At 73.4% G+C, this 17,963-nt stretch carries 23 protein-coding genes and 1 pseudogene; 11 read left to right on the top strand and 13 right to left on the bottom strand.

From position 1 onward, the window contains the following. Window positions 1-29: 29 nt before the first annotated feature. The 4 genes from ACFP3U_RS16260 to ACFP3U_RS16245 are packed head-to-tail and all read right to left on the bottom strand — an operon-like array spanning window position 30 to window position 5,005. Window positions 30-671: an FHA domain-containing protein gene (locus ACFP3U_RS16260; protein ID WP_380226232.1), complete on the bottom strand. Its 642-nt coding sequence runs from the start codon at window positions 669-671 to the stop codon at window positions 30-32. Continuing rightward, window positions 659-1,387, bottom strand: a complete 729-nt coding sequence (locus tag ACFP3U_RS16255; protein WP_380226231.1) for a 4Fe-4S cluster-binding domain-containing protein — start codon at window positions 1,385-1,387, stop codon at window positions 659-661. The genes ACFP3U_RS16260 and ACFP3U_RS16255 overlap by 13 nt, the downstream gene beginning before the upstream one ends. After that, the gene (locus ACFP3U_RS16250; protein WP_380226230.1) at window positions 1,375-3,576 is read right to left on the bottom strand and encodes an AAA family ATPase; all 2,202 of its coding nucleotides are present in this window, start codon (window positions 3,574-3,576) and stop codon (window positions 1,375-1,377) included. Before ACFP3U_RS16250 ends, ACFP3U_RS16255 begins: the two co-directional genes overlap by 13 nt. Beyond that, window positions 3,566-5,005 (bottom strand): hypothetical protein, encoded by a 1,440-nt coding sequence (locus ACFP3U_RS16245; RefSeq protein WP_380226229.1) that lies wholly within the window; start codon window positions 5,003-5,005, stop codon window positions 3,566-3,568. Before ACFP3U_RS16245 ends, ACFP3U_RS16250 begins: the two co-directional genes overlap by 11 nt. Window positions 5,006-5,311: 306 nt before the next feature. Between ACFP3U_RS16245 and ACFP3U_RS16240 the strand changes: the two genes are divergently transcribed. The 3 genes from ACFP3U_RS16240 to ACFP3U_RS16230 are packed head-to-tail and all read left to right on the top strand — an operon-like array spanning window position 5,312 to window position 7,019. After that, window positions 5,312-6,004: a DUF3168 domain-containing protein gene (locus ACFP3U_RS16240; RefSeq protein ID WP_380226228.1), complete on the top strand. Its 693-nt coding sequence runs from the start codon at window positions 5,312-5,314 to the stop codon at window positions 6,002-6,004. A gap of 4 nt (window positions 6,005-6,008) precedes the next feature. Beyond that, window positions 6,009-6,674, top strand: a complete 666-nt coding sequence (locus ACFP3U_RS16235) for an RES family NAD+ phosphorylase (RefSeq protein ID WP_380226227.1) — start codon at window positions 6,009-6,011, stop codon at window positions 6,672-6,674. Window positions 6,675-6,725: 51 nt separating this feature from the next. After that, window positions 6,726-7,019 carry a hypothetical protein gene (locus ACFP3U_RS16230; protein WP_380226226.1) on the top strand — a complete coding sequence of 98 codons (294 nt, stop codon included), beginning with the start codon at window positions 6,726-6,728 and terminating at the stop codon, window positions 7,017-7,019. An 8-nt stretch (window positions 7,020-7,027) separates the two neighbouring features. Here ACFP3U_RS16230 and ACFP3U_RS16225 read toward each other — a convergent pair whose 3' ends face one another. The 4 genes from ACFP3U_RS16225 to ACFP3U_RS16210 all read right to left on the bottom strand — a co-directional run bounded on the left by ACFP3U_RS16225 (window position 7,028) and on the right by ACFP3U_RS16210 (window position 8,968). Then, a complete protein-coding gene (locus tag ACFP3U_RS16225; RefSeq protein WP_380226225.1) occupies window positions 7,028-7,828 on the bottom strand; it encodes a siderophore-interacting protein in 801 nt (266 codons plus the stop codon). Between the two features lie 138 nt (window positions 7,829-7,966). Then, the gene (locus tag ACFP3U_RS16220) at window positions 7,967-8,464 is read right to left on the bottom strand and encodes an NUDIX domain-containing protein (protein WP_380226224.1); all 498 of its coding nucleotides are present in this window, start codon (window positions 8,462-8,464) and stop codon (window positions 7,967-7,969) included. A gap of 7 nt (window positions 8,465-8,471) precedes the next feature. Then, window positions 8,472-8,762 (bottom strand): hypothetical protein, encoded by a 291-nt coding sequence (locus ACFP3U_RS16215; RefSeq protein ID WP_380226223.1) that lies wholly within the window; start codon window positions 8,760-8,762, stop codon window positions 8,472-8,474. Continuing rightward, window positions 8,762-8,968 (bottom strand): hypothetical protein, encoded by a 207-nt coding sequence (locus ACFP3U_RS16210; RefSeq protein WP_380226222.1) that lies wholly within the window; start codon window positions 8,966-8,968, stop codon window positions 8,762-8,764. The genes ACFP3U_RS16215 and ACFP3U_RS16210 overlap by 1 nt, the downstream gene beginning before the upstream one ends. Window positions 8,969-9,083: 115 nt before the next feature. Between ACFP3U_RS16210 and ACFP3U_RS16205 the strand changes: the two genes are divergently transcribed. From ACFP3U_RS16205 to ACFP3U_RS16190, 4 genes are all read left to right on the top strand, one after another. Then, window positions 9,084-9,923, top strand: coding sequence for a helix-turn-helix domain-containing protein (locus ACFP3U_RS16205; protein ID WP_380226221.1), 840 nt, complete (start codon window positions 9,084-9,086; stop codon window positions 9,921-9,923). After that, window positions 9,908-10,114 carry a DUF397 domain-containing protein gene (locus ACFP3U_RS16200; protein ID WP_380226220.1) on the top strand — a complete coding sequence of 69 codons (207 nt, stop codon included), beginning with the start codon at window positions 9,908-9,910 and terminating at the stop codon, window positions 10,112-10,114. Before ACFP3U_RS16205 ends, ACFP3U_RS16200 begins: the two co-directional genes overlap by 16 nt. A 73-nt stretch (window positions 10,115-10,187) precedes the next feature. Then, the gene (locus tag ACFP3U_RS16195) at window positions 10,188-10,394 is read left to right on the top strand and encodes a DUF397 domain-containing protein (RefSeq protein ID WP_380226219.1); all 207 of its coding nucleotides are present in this window, start codon (window positions 10,188-10,190) and stop codon (window positions 10,392-10,394) included. 68 nt (window positions 10,395-10,462) lie between these two features. Continuing rightward, the gene (locus ACFP3U_RS16190) at window positions 10,463-10,669 is read left to right on the top strand and encodes a DUF397 domain-containing protein (protein ID WP_380226218.1); all 207 of its coding nucleotides are present in this window, start codon (window positions 10,463-10,465) and stop codon (window positions 10,667-10,669) included. A gap of 67 nt (window positions 10,670-10,736) precedes the next feature. Here the strand turns inward: ACFP3U_RS16190 and ACFP3U_RS16185 are convergent, their stop codons facing one another. After that, the gene (locus tag ACFP3U_RS16185; RefSeq protein ID WP_380226217.1) at window positions 10,737-11,852 is read right to left on the bottom strand and encodes an erythromycin esterase family protein; all 1,116 of its coding nucleotides are present in this window, start codon (window positions 11,850-11,852) and stop codon (window positions 10,737-10,739) included. A gap of 78 nt (window positions 11,853-11,930) precedes the next feature. Here ACFP3U_RS16185 and ACFP3U_RS16180 point away from each other — a divergent pair, with 78 nt between their 5' ends. Beyond that, window positions 11,931-12,677, top strand: coding sequence for a TioE family transcriptional regulator (locus ACFP3U_RS16180; RefSeq protein ID WP_380226216.1), 747 nt, complete (start codon window positions 11,931-11,933; stop codon window positions 12,675-12,677). Here the strand turns inward: ACFP3U_RS16180 and ACFP3U_RS16175 are convergent. Continuing rightward, a pseudogene (locus ACFP3U_RS16175) lies at window positions 12,677-12,892 on the bottom strand (MFS transporter); the annotation flags it as partial. The gene ACFP3U_RS16180 and the pseudogene ACFP3U_RS16175 overlap by 1 nt on opposite strands. 188 nt (window positions 12,893-13,080) lie before the next feature. Here ACFP3U_RS16175 and ACFP3U_RS16170 point away from each other — a divergent pair. Further along, window positions 13,081-13,857 carry an ATP-grasp domain-containing protein gene (locus ACFP3U_RS16170; protein WP_380226215.1) on the top strand — a complete coding sequence of 259 codons (777 nt, stop codon included), beginning with the start codon at window positions 13,081-13,083 and terminating at the stop codon, window positions 13,855-13,857. Window positions 13,858-13,895: 38 nt separating this feature from the next. On the opposite strand, the gene ACFP3U_RS16165 is transcribed toward ACFP3U_RS16170, so the two are convergent. Then, window positions 13,896-14,438, bottom strand: a complete 543-nt coding sequence (locus ACFP3U_RS16165; RefSeq protein WP_380226278.1) for an MOSC domain-containing protein — start codon at window positions 14,436-14,438, stop codon at window positions 13,896-13,898. A gap of 211 nt (window positions 14,439-14,649) precedes the next feature. On the opposite strand from ACFP3U_RS16165, the gene ACFP3U_RS16160 reads away from it, so the two are divergent. After that, on the top strand, window positions 14,650-15,492 hold the full coding sequence (locus ACFP3U_RS16160) for an alpha/beta fold hydrolase (RefSeq protein WP_380226214.1): 843 nt from the start codon (window positions 14,650-14,652) through the stop codon (window positions 15,490-15,492). Window positions 15,493-15,556: 64 nt separating this feature from the next. On the opposite strand, the gene ACFP3U_RS16155 is transcribed toward ACFP3U_RS16160, so the two are convergent. Further along, complete coding sequence (locus ACFP3U_RS16155) at window positions 15,557-16,087, bottom strand: MarR family winged helix-turn-helix transcriptional regulator (RefSeq protein WP_380226213.1); 531 nt, start codon at window positions 16,085-16,087, stop codon at window positions 15,557-15,559. A 97-nt stretch (window positions 16,088-16,184) separates the two neighbouring features. Between ACFP3U_RS16155 and ACFP3U_RS16150 the strand changes: the two genes are divergently transcribed. Further along, window positions 16,185-17,096, top strand: coding sequence for an NAD-dependent epimerase/dehydratase family protein (locus ACFP3U_RS16150; RefSeq protein ID WP_380226212.1), 912 nt, complete (start codon window positions 16,185-16,187; stop codon window positions 17,094-17,096). An 80-nt stretch (window positions 17,097-17,176) separates the two neighbouring features. Here the strand turns inward: ACFP3U_RS16150 and ACFP3U_RS16145 are convergent, their stop codons facing one another. Continuing rightward, complete coding sequence (locus ACFP3U_RS16145) at window positions 17,177-17,716, bottom strand: GNAT family N-acetyltransferase (RefSeq protein ID WP_380226211.1); 540 nt, start codon at window positions 17,714-17,716, stop codon at window positions 17,177-17,179. Window positions 17,717-17,963 lie beyond the last annotated feature (247 nt).

Raw genomic sequence — 17,963 nt, 5'->3', positions numbered from 1 at the left:
CCTGCCGTTCTCCTCCTCGCGGCCCCGGCTCACCGGGGAGCACCGAACTCGTCGATCTCGACCACCTGGACGTCGACGTCCATCGCGAACCGCAGCCGCTGCCCCGGCCCGATCCGGGTGGGCGCCTCGATCCGGCGGCCGTCGACGAAGGTGCCGTTGGTCGATCCCAGGTCCTCGACGTACAGCGCGCCGTCGATCCAGCGCAGCCGGGCGTGGTGCCGGGAGAGCTGGTCGAGGCCGGCCAGGCCGGGGATCGCGGCGCAGTCGGGCTCGTCGCGGCCGATGGCCAGTCCGCCGCCCCCGCGCTGGTGTTCGGCGCGGACGGGCAGCAGGGCCCCGGCGACCACCAGCGCCAGCCGGACCGCCGGCTGCCGGGCCGGTCGCGCCTGCGGCGCGGGCCGCTCAGGTCGGCCGGGGTACTGCGCCGGTCGGGGCGGTCGGGGCGGTTGGGTGGGGCGTGCCGGGCGGGTCAGGGCCTCCGGGTCGGTGGCCGGGCCGACCGGCGGTGCCGCCGCCCCGGCCGGTACCGCGTCCTCGACCGGTACCGCGTCCTCGGCCGGGTCGTAGCGCTCCAGTTGCTGGAACATGTGCACCTGGCAGTACCCCCGGGTGGCGGAGGTCGGGCACTCCCCCGGCGCTCCCACCGGGCAGCGGTAGATCACGGACGCCACGAGGTCTCCCGAAGGGTCACGCCGCGTCGGACCAGGTCGCGTTCGATCCGGCCCAGGTCGCCGGGGCGCGGCACCCCGATCACCCGGACCTCGCCCTCGCTCACCCGCACCTGGAGTTCGGGCCGCTCGGGCCGGTGCTCCAGGTACGGCGCGTACCGCTCGCGGCCGAGCTCCGTACGGGTGATCAGGCGCTGGTTGGCCGAGCCGCGCCAGGCGAGCCGGGTCGGCTGTCCGGCCCGGTAGCGGCCGGTGATCACCGCGTCGGCGCCGTCCAGCGCGGCGGCGGTGGCCGGGTCGGCGGCCAGTTCCTCCGGCTCCCAGCCGGTGTACACCAGCAGGTCGGCCTCCCGGCCGGCCCGGCGGCGCTCGGTGTCGGCGGCGGCGAGCAGCGCGGCCAGGGCGGCGGGCTGCTCCAGCGGTTCGCCGCCGCTGACGGTGAGCCCGTCGAGGCCGTCGGCGAGCGCGGCGCGCCACATCGCGGCGAACCGCTCGACGGTCAACTCCCGTCCGCCGGTGGCCTCCCAGGTGTGCCGGGACATGCAGCCGGGGCAGGCCAGGGTGCACCCCTGGAACCAGACGCCGAGCCGCCGGCCGGGCCCGAGGGAGGTCACCGGCCGGTAGACCTGCCCGACCCGGGCAGCCGCCGGGGCAGTGATGCCAGCAACCGGAGCGGCCGGGGTGACGCGGTCGGCGCCGTCCGTGCTCAGCCCGCCCACCGCTCGACCTCCAGCCGGTAGCCCTCGCCGTCCCCGTCGCCCTCGATCGCGAGGACCTGGAGGCGTTCGCCACGGCGGGGCGGGGTCCGGAAGACCTCCTTGGCGAGCGGGTTGACCAGCGCCGACTCGACGGCGGTCAGCACACCGCGGCCGCCGTGGTCGAGCCGCCGGGTCGCCTCGACCCGCAGCACCTCCCACGCGTCGTCGGCGAGGGTCAGCTCGGCGCCGTGGGTCTCCAGGACGCGGCCCGCGACGGAGGCGATGGCCTTGTCGAGGATCTGCGGCACCCACTTCTCCTGCATGAAGTCCATGGGGATGAAGTTGTCGCCGAAGCGGTTGCGCAGTTCGGGCCGCTTGATCGTGTCGTTGAAGAAGAGGTCGAAGGCGCCGCGCAGGGCCTGACGGACCATCACCGGATCGTCGTGCCTGCTGAGTTGGCGCTGACCGGCGCGGGGCGAGCCCCCGGTGGAGCCGGCCCGGTCGTCCGCTGATCCGTCCGTCCCCTCCACGGTGTCGGCCGGGGTGCCGGGGCCGCCGCCCGGTGCTCCGCCGAGCGCGCTGACGGCGATGCCGAGGTTCGAGGTGAAGATCAGCACGCACTCGGTGAAGTAGACGGTGGCGCCGCGCCCGTCGGTGAGCCGGCCGTCCTCCAGGATCTGGAGGAAGAGGTCGAACAGTCGCGGGTTGGCCTTGTCGATCTCGTCGAAGAGCAGCACACTCATCGGGTTGGCCCGGACGGCGTTGGTGAGTTCGCCGCCCGCGTCGTGGCCGACGAAGCCCGGCGGGGCGCCGATCAGACGGTCCCGGGCGTGCTCCTCGGCGAACTCGCTCATGTCGAAGCGGATCGGCCGGGCGTCCTTGCCGAGGATCATCTCCGCGACGCCCTTGGCGAGTTCGGTTTTGCCGACCCCGGTCGGGCCGGAGAGGAAGAGCGTGCCGCGCGGCCGGCTGGGCGAGCTGGATGCCTGGGCGCCGTTCAGCCCGGCCGCCGAGCGCATGAAGATCTCCAGGGTGCGGCGCACGGCGTGCGGCTGCCCGATCACCTTGCCGTTGAGGAACTCCTCACCGGAGGCGATGCGTTCGCGCAGCTCGGCGGTGGCCCAGGGGTTGTCGAGCACGCCGATCCGGTAGAGCCGGGCCGCCTCGTCGAGCCGCTGCACCGGCAGGTTCCGGTCCAGGGCCATCCGGCCGATCGCCATGACCTCCGAACTGCCCATGCCGTGCGAGGAGTCGGCGAGTGCCTTGGCCGCCGTCGCGGTCTCGGCCTCGGTGAGGGCCGGTCCACCCGTCGCCGCCTGGTAGCGGGAGAGCCCGCCGACCACGTGCCGGGCGGCGGCGAGCCGCTGGTCGTGCGGCGGCTGCGGCACGTTGATCACCCGCACGGCGCGGCTGCCGACCGCGAACTCGCGCGGCAGGTCCTCCTGCCGTTCCACCACCCAGAACACCGTGTTGTACGGCGTGACCGCGCTGGCGCCCTGCACCGGCCGGGCCGTGTGCCCGAGTTCCTCGACGGCCGCGAACAGCCGGGCGGCCTCGCCGGCGACCGGCGCCTGCGGCGAACCGAGCCGGCCGGCGTACGGGACGACCAGGCCGATCGGCGGGCCGGGGTGGTGGACGACGCCCACCATCGCGTCGCGCAGGCGGTCCAGCATCTCCGGCTCGTCGTCGTCATCGCCGTCGGGTCGGCCGGAGCCGCCTGCGCCGCCGGGGCCGCCGGGGCCGCCGGGGCCGTTCGGATCCGAACTCCCCTGGTTCCGGCGCCACTTCTCGTCCCGTTCGGCGAACTCCCGGATCACCTGCGGGACTTCGTCGAGGCTCGCGCTCAACCGCAGCAGGGCGATCCGCTCGTTCACCTGGTCGAGGAAGGCGAGCGCGCCGTAGCCGCGGGCGGTGCAGATCGACTCGATCACCCCGCCGAGGGTGTACGGCGCCAGGGTCGCACTGCTGCCGGCCGCGTGGTCGTCGGGCAGCAGGTACTGGTCGCGGACGTTCCCGGTGAGCAGCACCTGCGGGTAGACGGTGAGCGCCATGTCCAGTTCGCGGATCCAACTGGGCGTGACGGGGCGGGGGTCGAGACCGCTCTCGGAGCCATCGGTCCCGGTGCCGCCGCCGGGGTCGGTGCCCGGGCCGGGCGGCGTCGCGTCCTTGCGCAGGCCGGCCGGTCCGTCCCCCTGCTGGTCAGCGCTCACGGTGACGCTCCTGCGGCTTGCGGGCGGCGGCGGCCTGGTCAGCGGCGCGCTTGTTCCGGCGGCGGCGCGGCGTGGCGGCGGACGGCGGCTGCGGCCACGACCCGCCGGGGACGAGCCCGGCCGCCAGCGCGCCGGGTGCCATCGCGGACGTCCGCTCCAGCCGGACGCCCTGCTGCCGGACGCCCTCCTCGATGGCGGGCAACTGCTCCTCGCAGAACCACTGCTGGACGCTCTCGTCCTGCTCCTCGTCCTGCCACGCGTCCCCGGTCCCGGCGTCGTCCCGGCGGACCACCGCCGTGGAGAGGGTGGCCCGGTCCGGCGCCAGCACCAGCCGCAGCCCGTACCCGGCGGCCGGCGGCTCCTCGCCGGACGCCGCCCCCGCCCCGGGCTCCGCGGACCGACCCGGATCCGGGTCGCCGAACGGCACCACCACCTCGCCCTCGGCGGCGAGCAGGTCCTCGAAGTCCTCGCCGACCAGGTAGTCCCGCTCGCGCAGCACCTCGGCGAGCGCCGCCGCCACCGGCACCCGGTTCCGGCGGGCGTCGGCCCGGGCGACGGCCTCCTCCACGGCGGGCCGCAGATAGGCAGGGTCCTCGGCGGCGGCGAGGTCGGCGAGCAGCCGGTCGCGCTCGGCCGGCTCCGCATCCCGGGCCAGTTCGGCCAGGGCGGCGCGCAGTTCGGCCCGTTCCTCGTCGCGGGCGCGGCGCTGCACCGAGTGCTGGACGAGCGCGGCGAGGTCGGTGAGCGTCGTCCGCACGTCGGAGACGGTGCCGGCCGCCTTCAGCGAGCGCACCAGGCCCGCCACCCGTTCGAGGTCGGCCGGGTCGCAGCGGGGCACGTCACGGTCGAGGATGGCCTGCGCCTCGCCGAGCGCGGCGGAGCGGACCCGCTCGGTCCGCTCGGCCTGTTCGGCCTGTTCGGCCTGCGCGCGTTCGGCGGCCTCGGCGGCCGCGGCCGCGGTGGTGGCGGCGTTGGCGGCAGCGGTGGCGGCAGCGTTGGCCGCGCTTCGGCGCGCGTCCGCCCGGGTCGGACGCGGACGTTCCGGTTCGACCACCGCCTCCGGCAGCACGGCCGACCACACGTCCTGCACGGCCTCCGCCAACTCCCGGGCGGCCCGCGCGTTCGCCGCCTGCGCCCGCTCGATCGCTTGCGCCAGCTCGGCCTCGTCCGCCCCGGCCCCGACGGTCACCGTCTCCACCGTGACCCGGGCCGTCCGGTACGCGCGCCGCAACTGCCCGGCCTCGCCGCGCAACCCCTGGGCCTGCTCGTTCAACTCCCCCAGCCGGGCCCGCAGCTCCGCCCGCCGCTCCTCGGCCCGCCGCAGGTTCTCGGCCCGCTGGGCCTCGGCGGCCAGTCGGGCGCGCAACTGCCGGCGGCGCTCGGCCTCCCGGTCGACATAGGACCACCCGTATCCCGCGGAACTGCTCACCGGCCGCCTTCCGAAGCGCGAGTCATGACCTGCGGCGCGCACCGGCCGGGAGTTCGGCACCGGTCCGGTTGCACCCCGCTTATACCCCGCGCGCGCCATCGAGGCCGGTGCGGGTCGTGTACGAGACGTCTCGACCGCGCGCGAACCGGCACCGCCCCCGAGGTGCTGCTGATCCCCCATCATGCCGCAGATCACCCGAGGGTGTTCCGCCTTTGCGAATCCGGGTTCACCGCCCGCGGCGCGCCCCGACACGCTACATTGACGCACGACCGGCAGGCACGGGACGCGAGGGGAGGGCGAGGGGCGATGGCGCTGACCGAGGTCCTCGACGTCCTGCGCGAGCACTGGGACGAGGTCCAGGAGCACCTGGACGACGACGCCCGGGCCGCCGTCCTGGCCCTGCTCGACGCGCCGTCCGCCGATCCGGAACGGACCGCCCGGAAGATCGCCCGCCTGGTGCTGGCCGCCGTGCCGGACGGACACCCGGTGCGTGCCGCGCTGGAGGACTCCGTCCGCTACTCGCAGGCCGTGCACGCCGAACTGATCAACCGTGAGGCCGTGCTGCGGGCGCTCGCCCTGTTCCGCGGATCACCGGTCCGCCCGGAGCCGGCCCAGGCCGCCTCGCCCGCCTCGCCCGCCTCGCCCGTACTCACGCCCCCCGAGGACGCCGACGACTGGCTGCTCGCCGCGGACTCCGTCAGCGCCGCCGACTACCGGGCCGGCGGGCACGACCCCGCCGATCCCGACCTCATCCGGCTGACCGACCGCCAGGGCACCGTCCGCCTCCCGTCGTTCCAGTTCGACGGCACCTCCGGCCGGCCGCTGCCCGTCGTGGTGGCCGTCAACCGCCTGCTCGACGCCGACGACGACCCGTGGGGCGTGGCCGACTGGTGGCTGGGCGCCAACGCCTGGCTGGACGCCGTCCCCGCCCGCCTGCTGGGCACCCCCGGCGAGCACACCCTGCTCGCCGCCGCCCGCGCCGAGATCGCGGAGTGGTGACCGCATGCCCGACGTGAAGGTCCCCGCCCCGACCGTGCGCGCCACCCCGCACCTCGACGTCCTGCCCGCCGGCACCGTCCTGCACCGCGTCCACCTCGCCGCCTACCCGGCCACCTCGTTCAACCCGAACCCGTCCGACACCCACTACGAGGGCGGCCGGTTCTGCTCCTACGAGGGCGACGGCAGCCACCTGCCGTACCTGTACGCCGGCTTCTCGGAGCGCACGGCGGTGATGGAGACGCTGGTCCGCGGCATCCCGTTCGACGAACGCGGCTGGCGGCGGATCCGGCGCGCCTCGGTACGCGGCCGGGTGCTGTCCCGGATCGAGACCACCTGCGACATCCCGCTCGTCGGCCTGATGACGCTCGACCAGCTCGCGGCCGTCCACCAGGACGAGTGGCTGATCCACTCCACTCCCGACGCCTACCCGCGCACCCGCCGCTGGGCCGCCTGGATCCGCGGCCAGGCCCCCGAGGCACTCGGCCTGAGGTGGCCGTCCAAGCGCGACCTGGGCGGCAGCGCCTGCATCCTCTACGAGCACGACGCCGCCACCCCCCTGGTCAAACCGGCCGGCCCCGCCCCCGTCCCCCTCGACACCCCCGAGGGCGCCGCCCTCCTCAACCACCTCCTCGCCCAGGCCCGCACCCGCATCGACCTCCCGCGCCGGTAGTGCCAGTAGGCTTTCCCGTTTCGGTGGCTGGCCCATCACGTCCGTGAAGGCGTGGTCGCGCTGTTGCCGAAGGGGCTCGACGTCGACGGTTGCGCGAAGACCCAGCTCACGTGTGCACCCGGCAGAACGCAGTCCGGACAGTACTGGCAGGCCCTCGGGGAAGCGTGGCGCATCGAGATCACGGGCAAGTCCGCGACGGCGCCCGACGTTCGGTGGATGACCGAGCGACCGCACTACCTGGACATGCGAGACGTCTTCGCGCGTCCCGAGTGGACGGACGGACGGTTCATCGTCCGGAACCGGCTCGGAAAGATCACTTACGAACTCTCGCAACGGGCTGCTTGACCCGGAGGTCAGCCTTCATCCGGCTCCGTCGGCTCGTCGGCGCGCTGGTCCTCGGTCGCGCCGAGGCGCCAGTAGCCCATGAAGCAGACGGCGCGCCGGTGGTAGCCGCGTTCGGCGACCAGGTGGCGGCGCAGCGCGCGAACGTCCGCCGCCTCGCCCGCGATCCAGGCGTACGGCGTGCCGGAGGGCAGGTCGGCGGCGCGGACGGCGTCGGGGAGGGTGGGGGTGCCCGGTCGGCCGCGGTGCAGCCAGGTGATCGTGGTGCCGGGCCGGTCGGCGGGCAGGTAGCCGTGTTCGGCCGGGCCCTCGACCTCGGCGAACACCCGGACCGGCAGCCCGGCGGGCAGTCCGGCGAGGATCGCGGCGACGGCGGGCAGCGTGGACTCGTCCCCGGCCAGCAGCACCCAGTCCGCCCCGTCGGGCAGTTGGAACTCGACGCCGCCGGCCTCCTCGACCGCCGGTCCGCAGACGATCACCCGGTCGCCGGGCACCGCCCTCTCCGCCCATCGGGAGCCGGGGCCGTGGTCGCCGTTGACGACGATGTCGATGTCGACCTCGTCGGGGTCGCGGCGCTGCGCGCGCACGGTGTAGGTGCGCAGCACCGGGCGGACGGCGGGGTCCATCGTCCGCCAGTGCTGGTACCAGCCGAACTCGTCCTCGCCCGCGGGCATCAGCGGTTCGGCCTGCCCGGGGAGGGGCAGCAGGAGTTTCACCCGCTGGTCGAGCCCGCCGCTGACGAACCCGGCGAGGCTGGGACCGCCGAGGGTGACCCGGGCCATGTTCGGGGTGATCCGGGCGGCCCGGACCACCTGGAGCGGGAAGAGCTGGAAGCGCGCGGGGGCGGTGGTGCTGGTCAGGGCCGTCTCCTCTCACCTGAGGTTAGGTAAGGCTAACCTACCTGATGAGGTGTTCGCCCTCGCATGGCCCCTGGGATTCGAGGGGCGGGCCTACGCGGGCACCCGTTGACCGTGAGTGAGGAGCGGGAGGCCGCGACCGAGGGCGGCCAACGCCTGCTGGACGCGGGCGTTCTGCGCGGGGCTCAGCAGAGCCGCGAACTCGCGGGGATCGGCCATCCGCGCGCCATGGAGGTTGCTGCGGCGCCGGGGCGGGACGGCGATGCGGGCCGCGTCGCGGTCGGCGAGGATGCCGCCGTCGAAGACGAGGGTGAGACGTTCGAGATAGCGGTCGGCGGGCGTGAAGTCGACGGCGAGCAGCTGCGCGACCGGGCGGTGGAGACCGGTCTGGGCGTGCAGGATCCGGGCCGCGGCGCGGTGCGGCGGCTCGTTGGTGCGGCAGGCGCCGCCGGGGAGCATGTGGCCGTCCAGGAAGTCCGGGTCGACGAGGAGGACACGGCCGGCGGTGTCGCGCAGCAGGACCTGCACGCCGAGCCGGCAGACGGGGGGCTTGGCGAGCAGCCGCGGATCGCGCACGGGGAGGGTTCGCACGGTGGGGTCACTTCCGGGATTCGGGTTCATCGGCGCGGTCGGGGTTGGGGTCGGCCGACTTTTGCTCGCGCTCGTGACACAGCCCCGCCCGCAGGAGATCGGTGATGCGCACGATCTGCGCGGCACGCGCGGAACCAAGGTCGATGAGGTAGCAGCCGGTGCGGCGGCCGTACTCCCAGTCGACCCCGACGGAGGGCAGGTTGGCACCGGCGAGGGCAAGGACGGCGAGCAGGTCCTCGACGGCGTACGCCGCCTCCCGCCGCTGCTCGGCGATGGCCCGGTCGAGGACGGCCCCCATCACGCCGCCTTCCGACGCGGCTCGAAGGCCCGCCACGCGGCTTCGGCGGCGCTGAAGGAGGAGAACCCGGCGAGCACACCGGAGTTGTCGAGCAGCCACTCCCCCGCGGACTCGTTGCGCACCCGGTAGCAGCGGGCCACCGGGTCCCACCGGACGCCATAGCCGTGCAGCTTGGCGGGGAGCTGGATTCGGGCAGGTCTCGTCATCGGAACCCTCCGCAGTCGGAATTTCACGTTCTGTGCCCATGGTGGCGCGGGCGGAGCTAGCATCGGAAGCGCCGTACGACTTGACCCGGTTCGCAGGGAACATTGGGGAACCACCATGAACAAGAAGGAACTTGACCCCACATCAAGTCCCTGGGCGCCCTTCGGCGTACAACTCCGCAGGTCACGCGAGGCCCGCGGACTCACCCAGGCCCAGCTGGCGAGGCTGATCGGATGCGACCCGTCCCACGTCTCGCTCGTCGAACTTTCCCACCGCCCGCCCAGCATGAATTTCGCCATGAAGGCGGACGAGGTGCTGGAGACCGGCGGCACGCTGATGCTGATGTACTGGCAGCACAAGCACACGGCGCTCGTGCCAGGCTTCCCGGAGTACGCCAACTACGAGGCGAAGGCGGCGGAGATCCGGATGTTCGAGATCGGCGTCATTCCGGGACTGCTCCAGACTCGTGAGTACGCCACCGCGCTCGAAGCCGGGCACGTCCGGCAGGGCGGCGCAACCCAGGCTCAGGCAGAGGAACGTGTCAGCTTCCTGCTGACGCGACAGCAGTGTCTCGACCGTACTCCGCCACCGCTCGTCCATGCCGTTCTCGACGAGAGCTGCCTACGGAGAATCATCGGGGGTCGGGACCTGATGGTCGCCCAGTTCCTTCTCCTGGAAGAGCTGGCACAGCGGCCGAACATCGCAATCCAGGTCGCCCCGTTCAGCTTGGGCGAGAACGTGCCCTTCATGCGCATGGTCTTCCTCCTTACCATGCCGGATCGGAAAGTACTCGGTTATTCCGAGAACGAACACCGTGGGTTCCTAGATCGCGATGCAGACGCCGTCCTTCCGGTGGTCAGGGGCTACGATCGGCTCCAGATCGAGGCCATGAACCAGGCCGACTCGCTGGCGATGATTCGCTCTGCAAGGAGGGACCTTGAATGGATGTCAACCTGACTGAGGCCGACTGGCGGAAGAGCTCCTACAGTGGCGGCGGGGGCGCGTGCATCGAGGTCGCCGACGGCTTCCCCGGCGTCATGCCCGTCCGCGACTCCAAGGACCCGAACGGGCCCGCCCTCCTCTTCTCCGCCGACTCCTGGCAGACCTTCGTCGCCGCAGTCCGCGACGGCGAGTTCGACGGCCGCTGACGTGGGGTACCGCCTGGAGTAGGAAGTCAGATCCGTCGACTTCCCACTCCAGGCGCGAACGAAAGGCCCTCGCATGGAACTCAAGCTCACTGACGGCAACTGGCGGAAGAGCAGCTACAGCGGCGGCGGCGGCCAGTGCATCGAGGTCGCCGACGGCTACCCCGGCGTCATGCCCGTCCGCGACTCCAAGGACCCCAACGGCCCCACGCTCCTCTTCACCAACGCCTCCTGGCAGACCTTCATTGCCGCAGTCCGCGACGGCGAGTTCGACCACCGCTGAACGAACTCCTGGAGTGGGAAGTCGGATCCGTCGACTTCCCACTCCAGGTGCGGACGAAGGGCCCTCCCGTGGAACTCAACCTCGCTGACAGCAAGTGGCGGAAGAGCAGCTACAGCGGCGATGCCGGCCAGTGCATCGAGGTCGCCGACGGCTACCCCGGCGTCATGCCCGTCCGCGACTCCAAGGACCCCGACGGGCCCACGCTCCTCTTCACCGCCGACTCCTGGCAGTCGTTCGTCTCCGCTGTCCGCGACGGCGGGTTTGACGGGCGCTGACCGAACTCCCGGAGTGGGAAGTCGGAATCGCCGACTTCCCACTCCGGTCGTCCGGACACACCTGGGTTCAGCGGAGCGACTGGGCGTCGTTGATGTACAGGAGGGCGTCGGCGCCTGCCACGGTTGCCGCGTCCAGGGGGAAGTAGCCCGGGGGGAGTTCCGGGTCGGGGTCGGCGGTGGTGGTGCGGGGTGGCTCCGTCGGCGGGGTGAGGGACCAGGACGGGGCGTCCTGCGCGGGCTGCCGGGGGCCGAGGCTTCCGGCGACGAAGAAGTACTCCTCGCCGCCGACCAGGGCGGCCACGATTCGTCCGGCGCCGTTCCAGGTCACGTCCGTCTCTCCCATTCGCCAGTGGGCCGGGTTTCGTTGCAGGTGGGCGTTGTGGGCGAAGACGAGCGTCCCGCCGCGCCGCGCTTCCACGGACCGGATGTCGAACAGGTTCTGGGCCATGATCGCGTCACGCGTGGCGAGCAGCCCCGCGAGCCGTTCGGGCAGGGGCATCGGCCGCGCCGCCTGCCGGTGGTAGCGCAGCAGCCCGATCCCCGCCGTGAGGTGCGTGCGCGCCCGTTCCCACTCCTCCCGCGAGGAGTTCTCGATCAGTTCCGGGGCGCGGGCGTGCAGTTGCCCCAGCAGGTCGTCCGCGACGGCCCGGAGCCGGTCGGCGTCGGCCGTCGCGCCCGGTGACTCGGCCGCGTCCATCACCGCCTCCGTCCGGCTCCACCGGTCGTCGTCCCCGGCAGTCCCCGCCACGTCGAAGTCGAGGTCAAGGCCGAGTCCCAGGTAGTCGCGGGCGTGTTCGAGGTACGGGCGTGGGCTGGGGGCGGAGGTGTTCTCCGTCGGGGCGTCGAAGCCGTGGAACGCCAGGCGCTCCGCGGCCGGGCGGGTCCGGTTGTACTCGCGCATCCAGGTGACCAGGCGTCGGTTCGGCTCCTGCGCCCCGAAGCCGTGCGAGAAGCCCTCGCCCAGCACCCGGTCCAGCGATCCAATCCCGTCCCGGACGTAGGCGTCGACGGCCAGTGCGGCTACCCGGTCGGTCTCCAGGGCGATCGACCGGAAGCCCCGGTCGACCAGTTGGGTGAACAGTTCGTTGCGGACCCGTCCGAAGGCCGGCTCCTGGTGCGTCGGCTCGCCGAAGGCCACCAGGCCGCACGACGCGGGCACGAGGTCTCGAATGTCCTGTGTCATGAGCCTCAATCGTATCCTTGATACGCCCGTTGAGACTTTTGCCGTCTCGGCCCGGGAAATCCGCTGTAAAGTCTCAAAGTGCCATCCGAACTGACTTCTGCCCCCGCGAAGAGACTGCGCCCGGTCGACCTCGGACGCGAGCACGGTCTCTCCGCGCAGGCCGTCCGCAACTACGAGCAGGACGGCTTCCTCCCGCCCGCCGAGCGGACGCCCACCGGGTACCGGATCTACACCGAGCTGCACGCCGCGGCGCTGCGCACCTTCCTCGCGCACGTCCGGGCGTACGGGCATCAGACCGCGGGGGCGGTCATGAACGCCGTCCACGCGGGGCGGATCGACGACGCCCTGACCGCACTGGACCGCGGCCACGCGCAGTTGCTCCGTGACCGGGAGACCCTCGACTCCGTGCGCGGCGCGGTCGAGCACCTGACGGCTGCCGACGACCCCGACCCCTTCCCCGGCCCCTTCCCCCTGAGCATCGGCGAGCTCGCGCACCGCCTCCGGCTCACCCCGGCCACCCTGCGCACCTGGGAGGCCGCCGGCATCCTGCTCCCCGCCCGCGACCGCGCGACCGGCCACCGCGCCTTCCACGCGGTCGACGTCCGCGACGCCGAACTCGCCCACCTGCTCCGGCGCGGCGGCTACCGGCTGCCGCACATCGCAGCCGTCGTCCAACAGATCCGCTCCGCCGGCGGTACGAGCGCGCTCGCCGCCGCGCTCGCCGACTGGCAGGAGCGGCTCACCGCCCGGGGCCGGGCCATGCTCTCCGCCGCCGCACACCTGGACGCCTACCTGACGGCGACGGCCGACGCCTCCGCCAGGTAGGGGGCGAACGGCGCGCCCACCAGGGCCGCAACGCCGATGGGAAGGTTGACCAGGAGCACCGAGCGCCGGCCCAGGCCGAAGAAGTCGCCCTCGATCAGGAAGCCCCCGAGCACCGGGCCGATGATGCCACCCAGACCGAGGACGGGCCCGAGGACGGCGAAAACCTTGGTGAGTTCGGGTCCCGGGAATGTCTCCCGCGGCAGGCCGAGACCTTCGGCGCGCTCGCCAGCCGCCTCGTTGCCGCGACGTCCCCCTACCCGCCGCAACTACTGGAGCGGTTCGAGCAGTTCATCACCGAACCGAACTCCACCATGGACGCCCACCTCGCCAACACCCCCGGGGACCGGCGGCGCTAGGGAAATCGCTGGCCGTGGTCGGCTCCGGTGCGCCAGCATGGCGTGCCATGACGCCGCTCCTGCTGCTTGCGCCCCGGATCAACGAGACCGGTCTGCATCTCCTCACCCGCGCCCGGCGGCGCGGGATGCGGGCGCACACCGCCGTCCGCTGGGACGTCCCGGCGGAGCTGGCCGGGTTGCGGCCGGCGCACCTGTACGGCGGGCCGCTGTTCGCCGATGTGGCCGCCGGGCGGCTGGGTGTCGCGCCGCTGGAGCCGTCCGCCGACTGGCTCGCCGGGCTGCCCGGGGAACTGTTGGCCCGTCAGGTGGAGTGCACCACGCTGGCCGAGGCGCGTCGGCTGCGCCGGCCGGCCTTCCTCAAGCCGGCCGCCGACAAGCTATTCGCGGCCAGGATCTACCCCGACGGCAGCGGGCTGCCCGGCCCGGACGCCCTGGACGACGACTCCCCGGTGCTGATCAGCGACGTGGTCGCGTTCGCCCGGGAGTACCGCCTGTTCGTGCTGGACGGGGCGGTGCGGGCGGCGAGCCGGTACGCCGTCGACGGCAGGCTCGCGGTGTCGCCGGAGGTGCCGCCGGACGTGCTCGCGTTCGCGGCGGACGTCCTCGCCACCGGCGGTCTGCCGAGCGCCGTGGTCGTCGACGTCGGGCGGCTCGTCGACGGCACCTGGGCGGTGGTCGAGGCCAACCCGGCCTGGGCGAGCGGCGGTTACGCCTGTGACCTTGAGGCGGTGCTGGACGTGGTGCTCCGCGCCGCCGGTCCGGCCGAGGCGCTCGCACCCGGGGACGTCGGGTTCGCGCGGCCGGCGCCCGAGGTCGTCCGGTAGCGGGCGTTGCCGCGCCGTCCGCCCAGAAACGTTGTCGCTCAGACGCGTTCGAGCGGGCGGTGCGGGCCCGCCGGCAGTTCGGCCTCGATCGCGTCGCCGGGCCGGATCACGCCGCCCGACCGGACCACGCCCATGATCCCGGCCTTGCGTATGAGCTGGCCCGCCTCGTCGCGCCCCACCACCTGCTTGAGCAGGCCGTCCTGGAAGGTGTCGATCTGCACGCACGGGTTGCGCAGGCCGGTGACCTCCACCACCGCCTCGGCGCCGATCCGCAGCAGCGTGCCGGTCGGCAGGCCGAGCAGGTCGATCCCGCGCGTGGTGACGTTCTCGCCCAGCTCGCCGGGCGCCACCGCGAACCCGCGCTCCGCCACCTCCGCGAACAACTCCTCGTGGATGAGGTGCACTTGCCGAAGGTTCGGCTGCGTCGGGTCCTGCGCCACCCGCGAGCGGTGCTTGACCGTCACCCCCGCGTGCACGTCACCCGCCACGCCGAGGCCGGCGAGCAGGGTGATGCTCTCGCGGTTCGGCTTGGTGAAGGAGTACTCCCCGTTGCTGCTGACCGCCGCGACCGTTCCACTCATCGTGCGCAACCCCCTGCTCCGCGTCATGAACTCCTCCTACCCTAACCCCGGTCACCGACAGAGCACCGATGGGGAGAGTCCGCGAGCGCACCCACGCACGGGCCGGCACACCCTTCTCACCGATCGGACGAGCTTCCCGTTCCCGGTGGTGGCGCGTACTGTGCACGGGCCATGTGATCGTTTGAACTGGGGGGACAGAATGGCTGTTCATATGACAGCACCGGATGTGACGGTCAGAACGGTGCGCTCCGCCGACAGCACCACCATCGGCTACCGCAGTGTCGGATCCGGCCCGGGGCTCCTGCTGGTGCCCGGAGCGTTCGCGCTCGCGGCCGACTTCGACGCGCTGGCAGGGGAGTTGGCGGACCGCTTCACCGTGCACGTCGTCGAACGGCGCGGGCGCGGTGCCAGCGGCCCGCAGGGTGACGCGTACGGCGCGGGGGCCGAGTGCGCGGACATCGAGGCCGTCCGTGCGGCCACGGGAGCGCGGTTCGTGTTCGGCCACAGTTTCGGAGGGTTCCTGACCCTGGAGGCGGCGCTGGCCGGTTCCGCCTTCGAGCGCATCGCCGTCTATGAGCCCGGCGTGTCCATCGACGGCTCCATCCCCGTCGACTGGGCCGACCGGTGCCGCGGCCAACTCGACGCCGGGAAGCCGGCCGAGGCCTTCCTGACCTTCGTTCGTGGCGTCAACCCCGAGACCAGCGGCAAGGCGCCGCGCTGGCTGCTGCGACTGATCCTGCCCCTCGCCCTCAAGAAGCCCGAGCGGTTGCAGAAGCACGCCCTGCTGCCCGCCGCGATACGCGAGCACGCCGAAATCGCCGCCCGGGACAACACCTTCCGCGAGTACGGGCGGCTCACCCAGCCCGTCCTGCTCATGGCGGGCAAGGAGGTCCGGAGCACCGGGGCGGGGCGGGCGGCCCCGCGTATCCACGAGATCCTGCCCGGCTCCGAGCTGAAGCTCTTCCCCAAGCTGGACCACTTCGGTCCCGAGACGGCTCCCGCCGCCATCGCCGCGGCGGTGGCGGACTTCCTTCTGGCGGCACCTGCCGCGTAGGGGTCGGCCGGCCTGTCCGGTGGACCGCTCACCGGACAGGCCGGGCGCCCCGGTCAGACACGCCCTAGCGTCGGGTGGGGTCCTCGGTGTGGTCGCCGAGGGTGAGGAGGAGGCGGCGCAGCAGGTCGGTGAGGAGGGTGCGTTCGGTGGAGGTGAGGCCGGTGAGCTGGTCCTCTTCGCCGATGAGGTGGTGTTCGACGAGGCGGTTGGTCAGTTCGCGGCCGGTGTCGGTGAGGGAGATGAGGACGCGGCGGCGGTGGGCGGGGTCGACGGTGCGGTGGACGAGGTCCTTCTCGACGAGGTGGTCGATGCGGTTGGTGAGCGCGGCGGAGCTGACCATGGCGGCGGTGCTGAGTTCGCCGGCGGTGAGGACGTGGGGCGGGCCGGAGCGCAGCAGGGTGGCGAGGACGTCGAACTCCCAGGGCTCGACGCCGTGGGCGGCGAGGTTCTCCTTGATGCCGCGCTCCAGGAGGCGTGAGGCGCGGGAGAGGCGGCCGATGACGGCCATGGGGGAGGTGTCGAGGTCGGGGCGGACCGCGTGCCACTGGGCGGTGATGCGGTCGACGCCGTCGTGCTGCGGTTGCTGTTCCGTCATGGCCCGAGCCTAACATTTCGATGTGGAAGTGTTTGACATCGCCGATCGAGGCTATATATAGTTTCGACATCGAAATGTTCGACATAGGGGGAACACCATGAAGGTCCTGCTCACCGGCGCCACCGGCTACATCGGCTCCGCCGTCACCGACCACCTCCACGCCGCCGGCCACCAGGTCGTCGCGCTCACCCGCTCCGCCGAGCCGCAGCCCGGCCGCGGCTGGGACGCCCAGCTCGTCGGCGACACCGCCGACCCGGCCTCGCTGGCCGGCGCGGTGACCTCCGACATCGAGGCCGTGATCCACCTCGCTCCCCCGAGCGGGGACGCCGAGGTCGACACCGCCGTCATCGAGGCGCTCGCCGCCCCGCTGCGCGGCACCGGCCGGCCGCTCGTCTACACCAGCGGCGTCTGGGTGCTGGGCGCCACCGGCGAGGCCCAGGAGGTCGGCGAGGACGCCCCGACCAATCCGATCGACATCGTCGGCTACCGCCCGCGCATCGAGCAGGCGGTGCTGGCCGAGGCCGCCGAGGGCGTGCGCGCGGTCGTCGTGCGGCCCGGCATCGTCTACGGGCGCGGCGGCGGCATCCCCGCCATCCTGGTCGACCGGGCCCGCACGCAGGGGACGCCCGAGTACTACGGCGAGGAGGGCGTGCGCTGGCCGACCGTCCACGTCGACGACCTGGCCGAGCTGTTCGTGGCCGCCGTCGAGCGGGCCGAGGCCGGCACCGTCTGGCACGGCGTCGGCGAGTCGGCCGTCCCCGTCCGCGAGCTCGCCCGGGCCGCCGGCCGCGCCGCCGGCGTCTCCACCGCCCCGCACGCCGTCCCCGCCGAGCAGGTCGCCGAGGTCTTCGGCCCGCTCTTCGCGGACGCCCTCGCCCTCGACCAGAGCGTCAGCGGCGGCGCCGCCCGCACCGCCCTCGACTGGAAGCCCAACCACCCCGGCGTGATAGCCGAGCTGGAGTCCGGCTCGTACCGGCCCGCCGCCGAGAACACCACCGTGGCCGACTGACCCCCACACCCCACCCGGCCGGCCCGGGGGCACACCGCCCCCGGTCGGCGGGGGGCGCCGGGCGAGTTCGCGCGGTGGGGTCAGGCCTCGGTGGGGCGGGGCAGGCGGAAGAGGACGTTGGGGCGGAGGGGGCCCTCGGGGGCATCGAGGTCGTCGAAGTCTCCGGCCGGGTCGCGGGTCATGCCGAGGCGGGTCATCACCGCCTGGGAGCGGAGGTTGGTCGCCGTGGTGACGGCGAGGATCTCGGGGAGCTCCAGGGTGTCGAAGCCGAAGGCGAGGACGGCCCGGGCGGCCTCGGTGGCGTAGCCGTGGCCCCAGGCGGACCGGGCGAGGCGCCAGCCGATCTCCACGCCGGTGAACGGCGCCTCGTAGTCGATGTCGTCCAGGCCGGCGAATCCGATGAACTCCCCCGTGGCCCGGACCTCGACGGCCCACCAGCCGTAGCCGCGGCGCTCGAAGGCGGCCTCGAAGCGCGCCACGGATTCGTCGCTCCGCTCCCGGGTGAGCGGTTCGCCCAGGTGCTGCCGGACCTCGGGGTCGGCGTTCATCGCCGCCCAGGGTGCGAGGTCGGAGTCGCGCCAGCGGCGGAGGAGGAGACGGTCGGTGTGCAGATCGGTCATGGGGCCACCCAACGTGATCTTCGTCGGTCTGGCAACCGGCTTTCCGCCCCGCTACACCCGCACGGCGGGACGAGGCTGGCCGCCGGGCGCGGGGCGCACGGTGGGACGGGGGTCCGCGTCGGGGCCGGGGCGTGGCCGTCCGGGCCGGGGCCGGGAGGATCCGGCGCAACGGGGACGGGGTGGGCCCACGGCGGGACCACCCGTGCGGGTAGCCGAGAGAGACCTCGTGGAAGGGCAGGCCGTCGGC

Origin of the sequence: Kitasatospora misakiensis (genome assembly GCF_042656005.1) — a bacterium.
Taxonomy (GTDB): domain Bacteria; phylum Actinomycetota; class Actinomycetes; order Streptomycetales; family Streptomycetaceae; genus Kitasatospora; species Kitasatospora misakiensis.
Note: the sequence above shows the minus strand (reverse complement) of the source record. Positions and strands in the feature narration are given on the sequence as shown.

What these genes read in the sequence shown, in the direction of transcription:
- ACFP3U_RS16240 (WP_380226228.1), top strand. Translation starts at nt 5,312, where the DNA reads ATGGCGCTGACCGAGGTCCTCGACGTCCTGCGCGAGCACTGGGACGAG.
- ACFP3U_RS16235 (WP_380226227.1), top strand. Translation starts at nt 6,009, where the DNA reads ATGCCCGACGTGAAGGTCCCCGCCCCGACCGTGCGCGCCACCCCGCAC.
- ACFP3U_RS16215 (WP_380226223.1), bottom strand. Translation starts at nt 8,762, where the DNA reads ATGGGGGCCGTCCTCGACCGGGCCATCGCCGAGCAGCGGCGGGAGGCG.
- ACFP3U_RS16210 (WP_380226222.1), bottom strand. Translation starts at nt 8,968, where the DNA reads ATGACGAGACCTGCCCGAATCCAGCTCCCCGCCAAGCTGCACGGCTAT.
- ACFP3U_RS16205 (WP_380226221.1), top strand. Translation starts at nt 9,084, where the DNA reads ATGAACAAGAAGGAACTTGACCCCACATCAAGTCCCTGGGCGCCCTTC.
- ACFP3U_RS16200 (WP_380226220.1), top strand. Translation starts at nt 9,908, where the DNA reads ATGGATGTCAACCTGACTGAGGCCGACTGGCGGAAGAGCTCCTACAGT.
- ACFP3U_RS16195 (WP_380226219.1), top strand. Translation starts at nt 10,188, where the DNA reads ATGGAACTCAAGCTCACTGACGGCAACTGGCGGAAGAGCAGCTACAGC.
- ACFP3U_RS16185 (WP_380226217.1), bottom strand. Translation starts at nt 11,852, where the DNA reads ATGACACAGGACATTCGAGACCTCGTGCCCGCGTCGTGCGGCCTGGTG.
- ACFP3U_RS16170 (WP_380226215.1), top strand. Translation starts at nt 13,081, where the DNA reads ATGACGCCGCTCCTGCTGCTTGCGCCCCGGATCAACGAGACCGGTCTG.
- ACFP3U_RS16165 (WP_380226278.1), bottom strand. Translation starts at nt 14,438, where the DNA reads ATGAGTGGAACGGTCGCGGCGGTCAGCAGCAACGGGGAGTACTCCTTC.
- ACFP3U_RS16160 (WP_380226214.1), top strand. Translation starts at nt 14,650, where the DNA reads ATGACAGCACCGGATGTGACGGTCAGAACGGTGCGCTCCGCCGACAGC.
- ACFP3U_RS16155 (WP_380226213.1), bottom strand. Translation starts at nt 16,087, where the DNA reads ATGACGGAACAGCAACCGCAGCACGACGGCGTCGACCGCATCACCGCC.
- ACFP3U_RS16150 (WP_380226212.1), top strand. Translation starts at nt 16,185, where the DNA reads ATGAAGGTCCTGCTCACCGGCGCCACCGGCTACATCGGCTCCGCCGTC.
- ACFP3U_RS16145 (WP_380226211.1), bottom strand. Translation starts at nt 17,716, where the DNA reads ATGACCGATCTGCACACCGACCGTCTCCTCCTCCGCCGCTGGCGCGAC.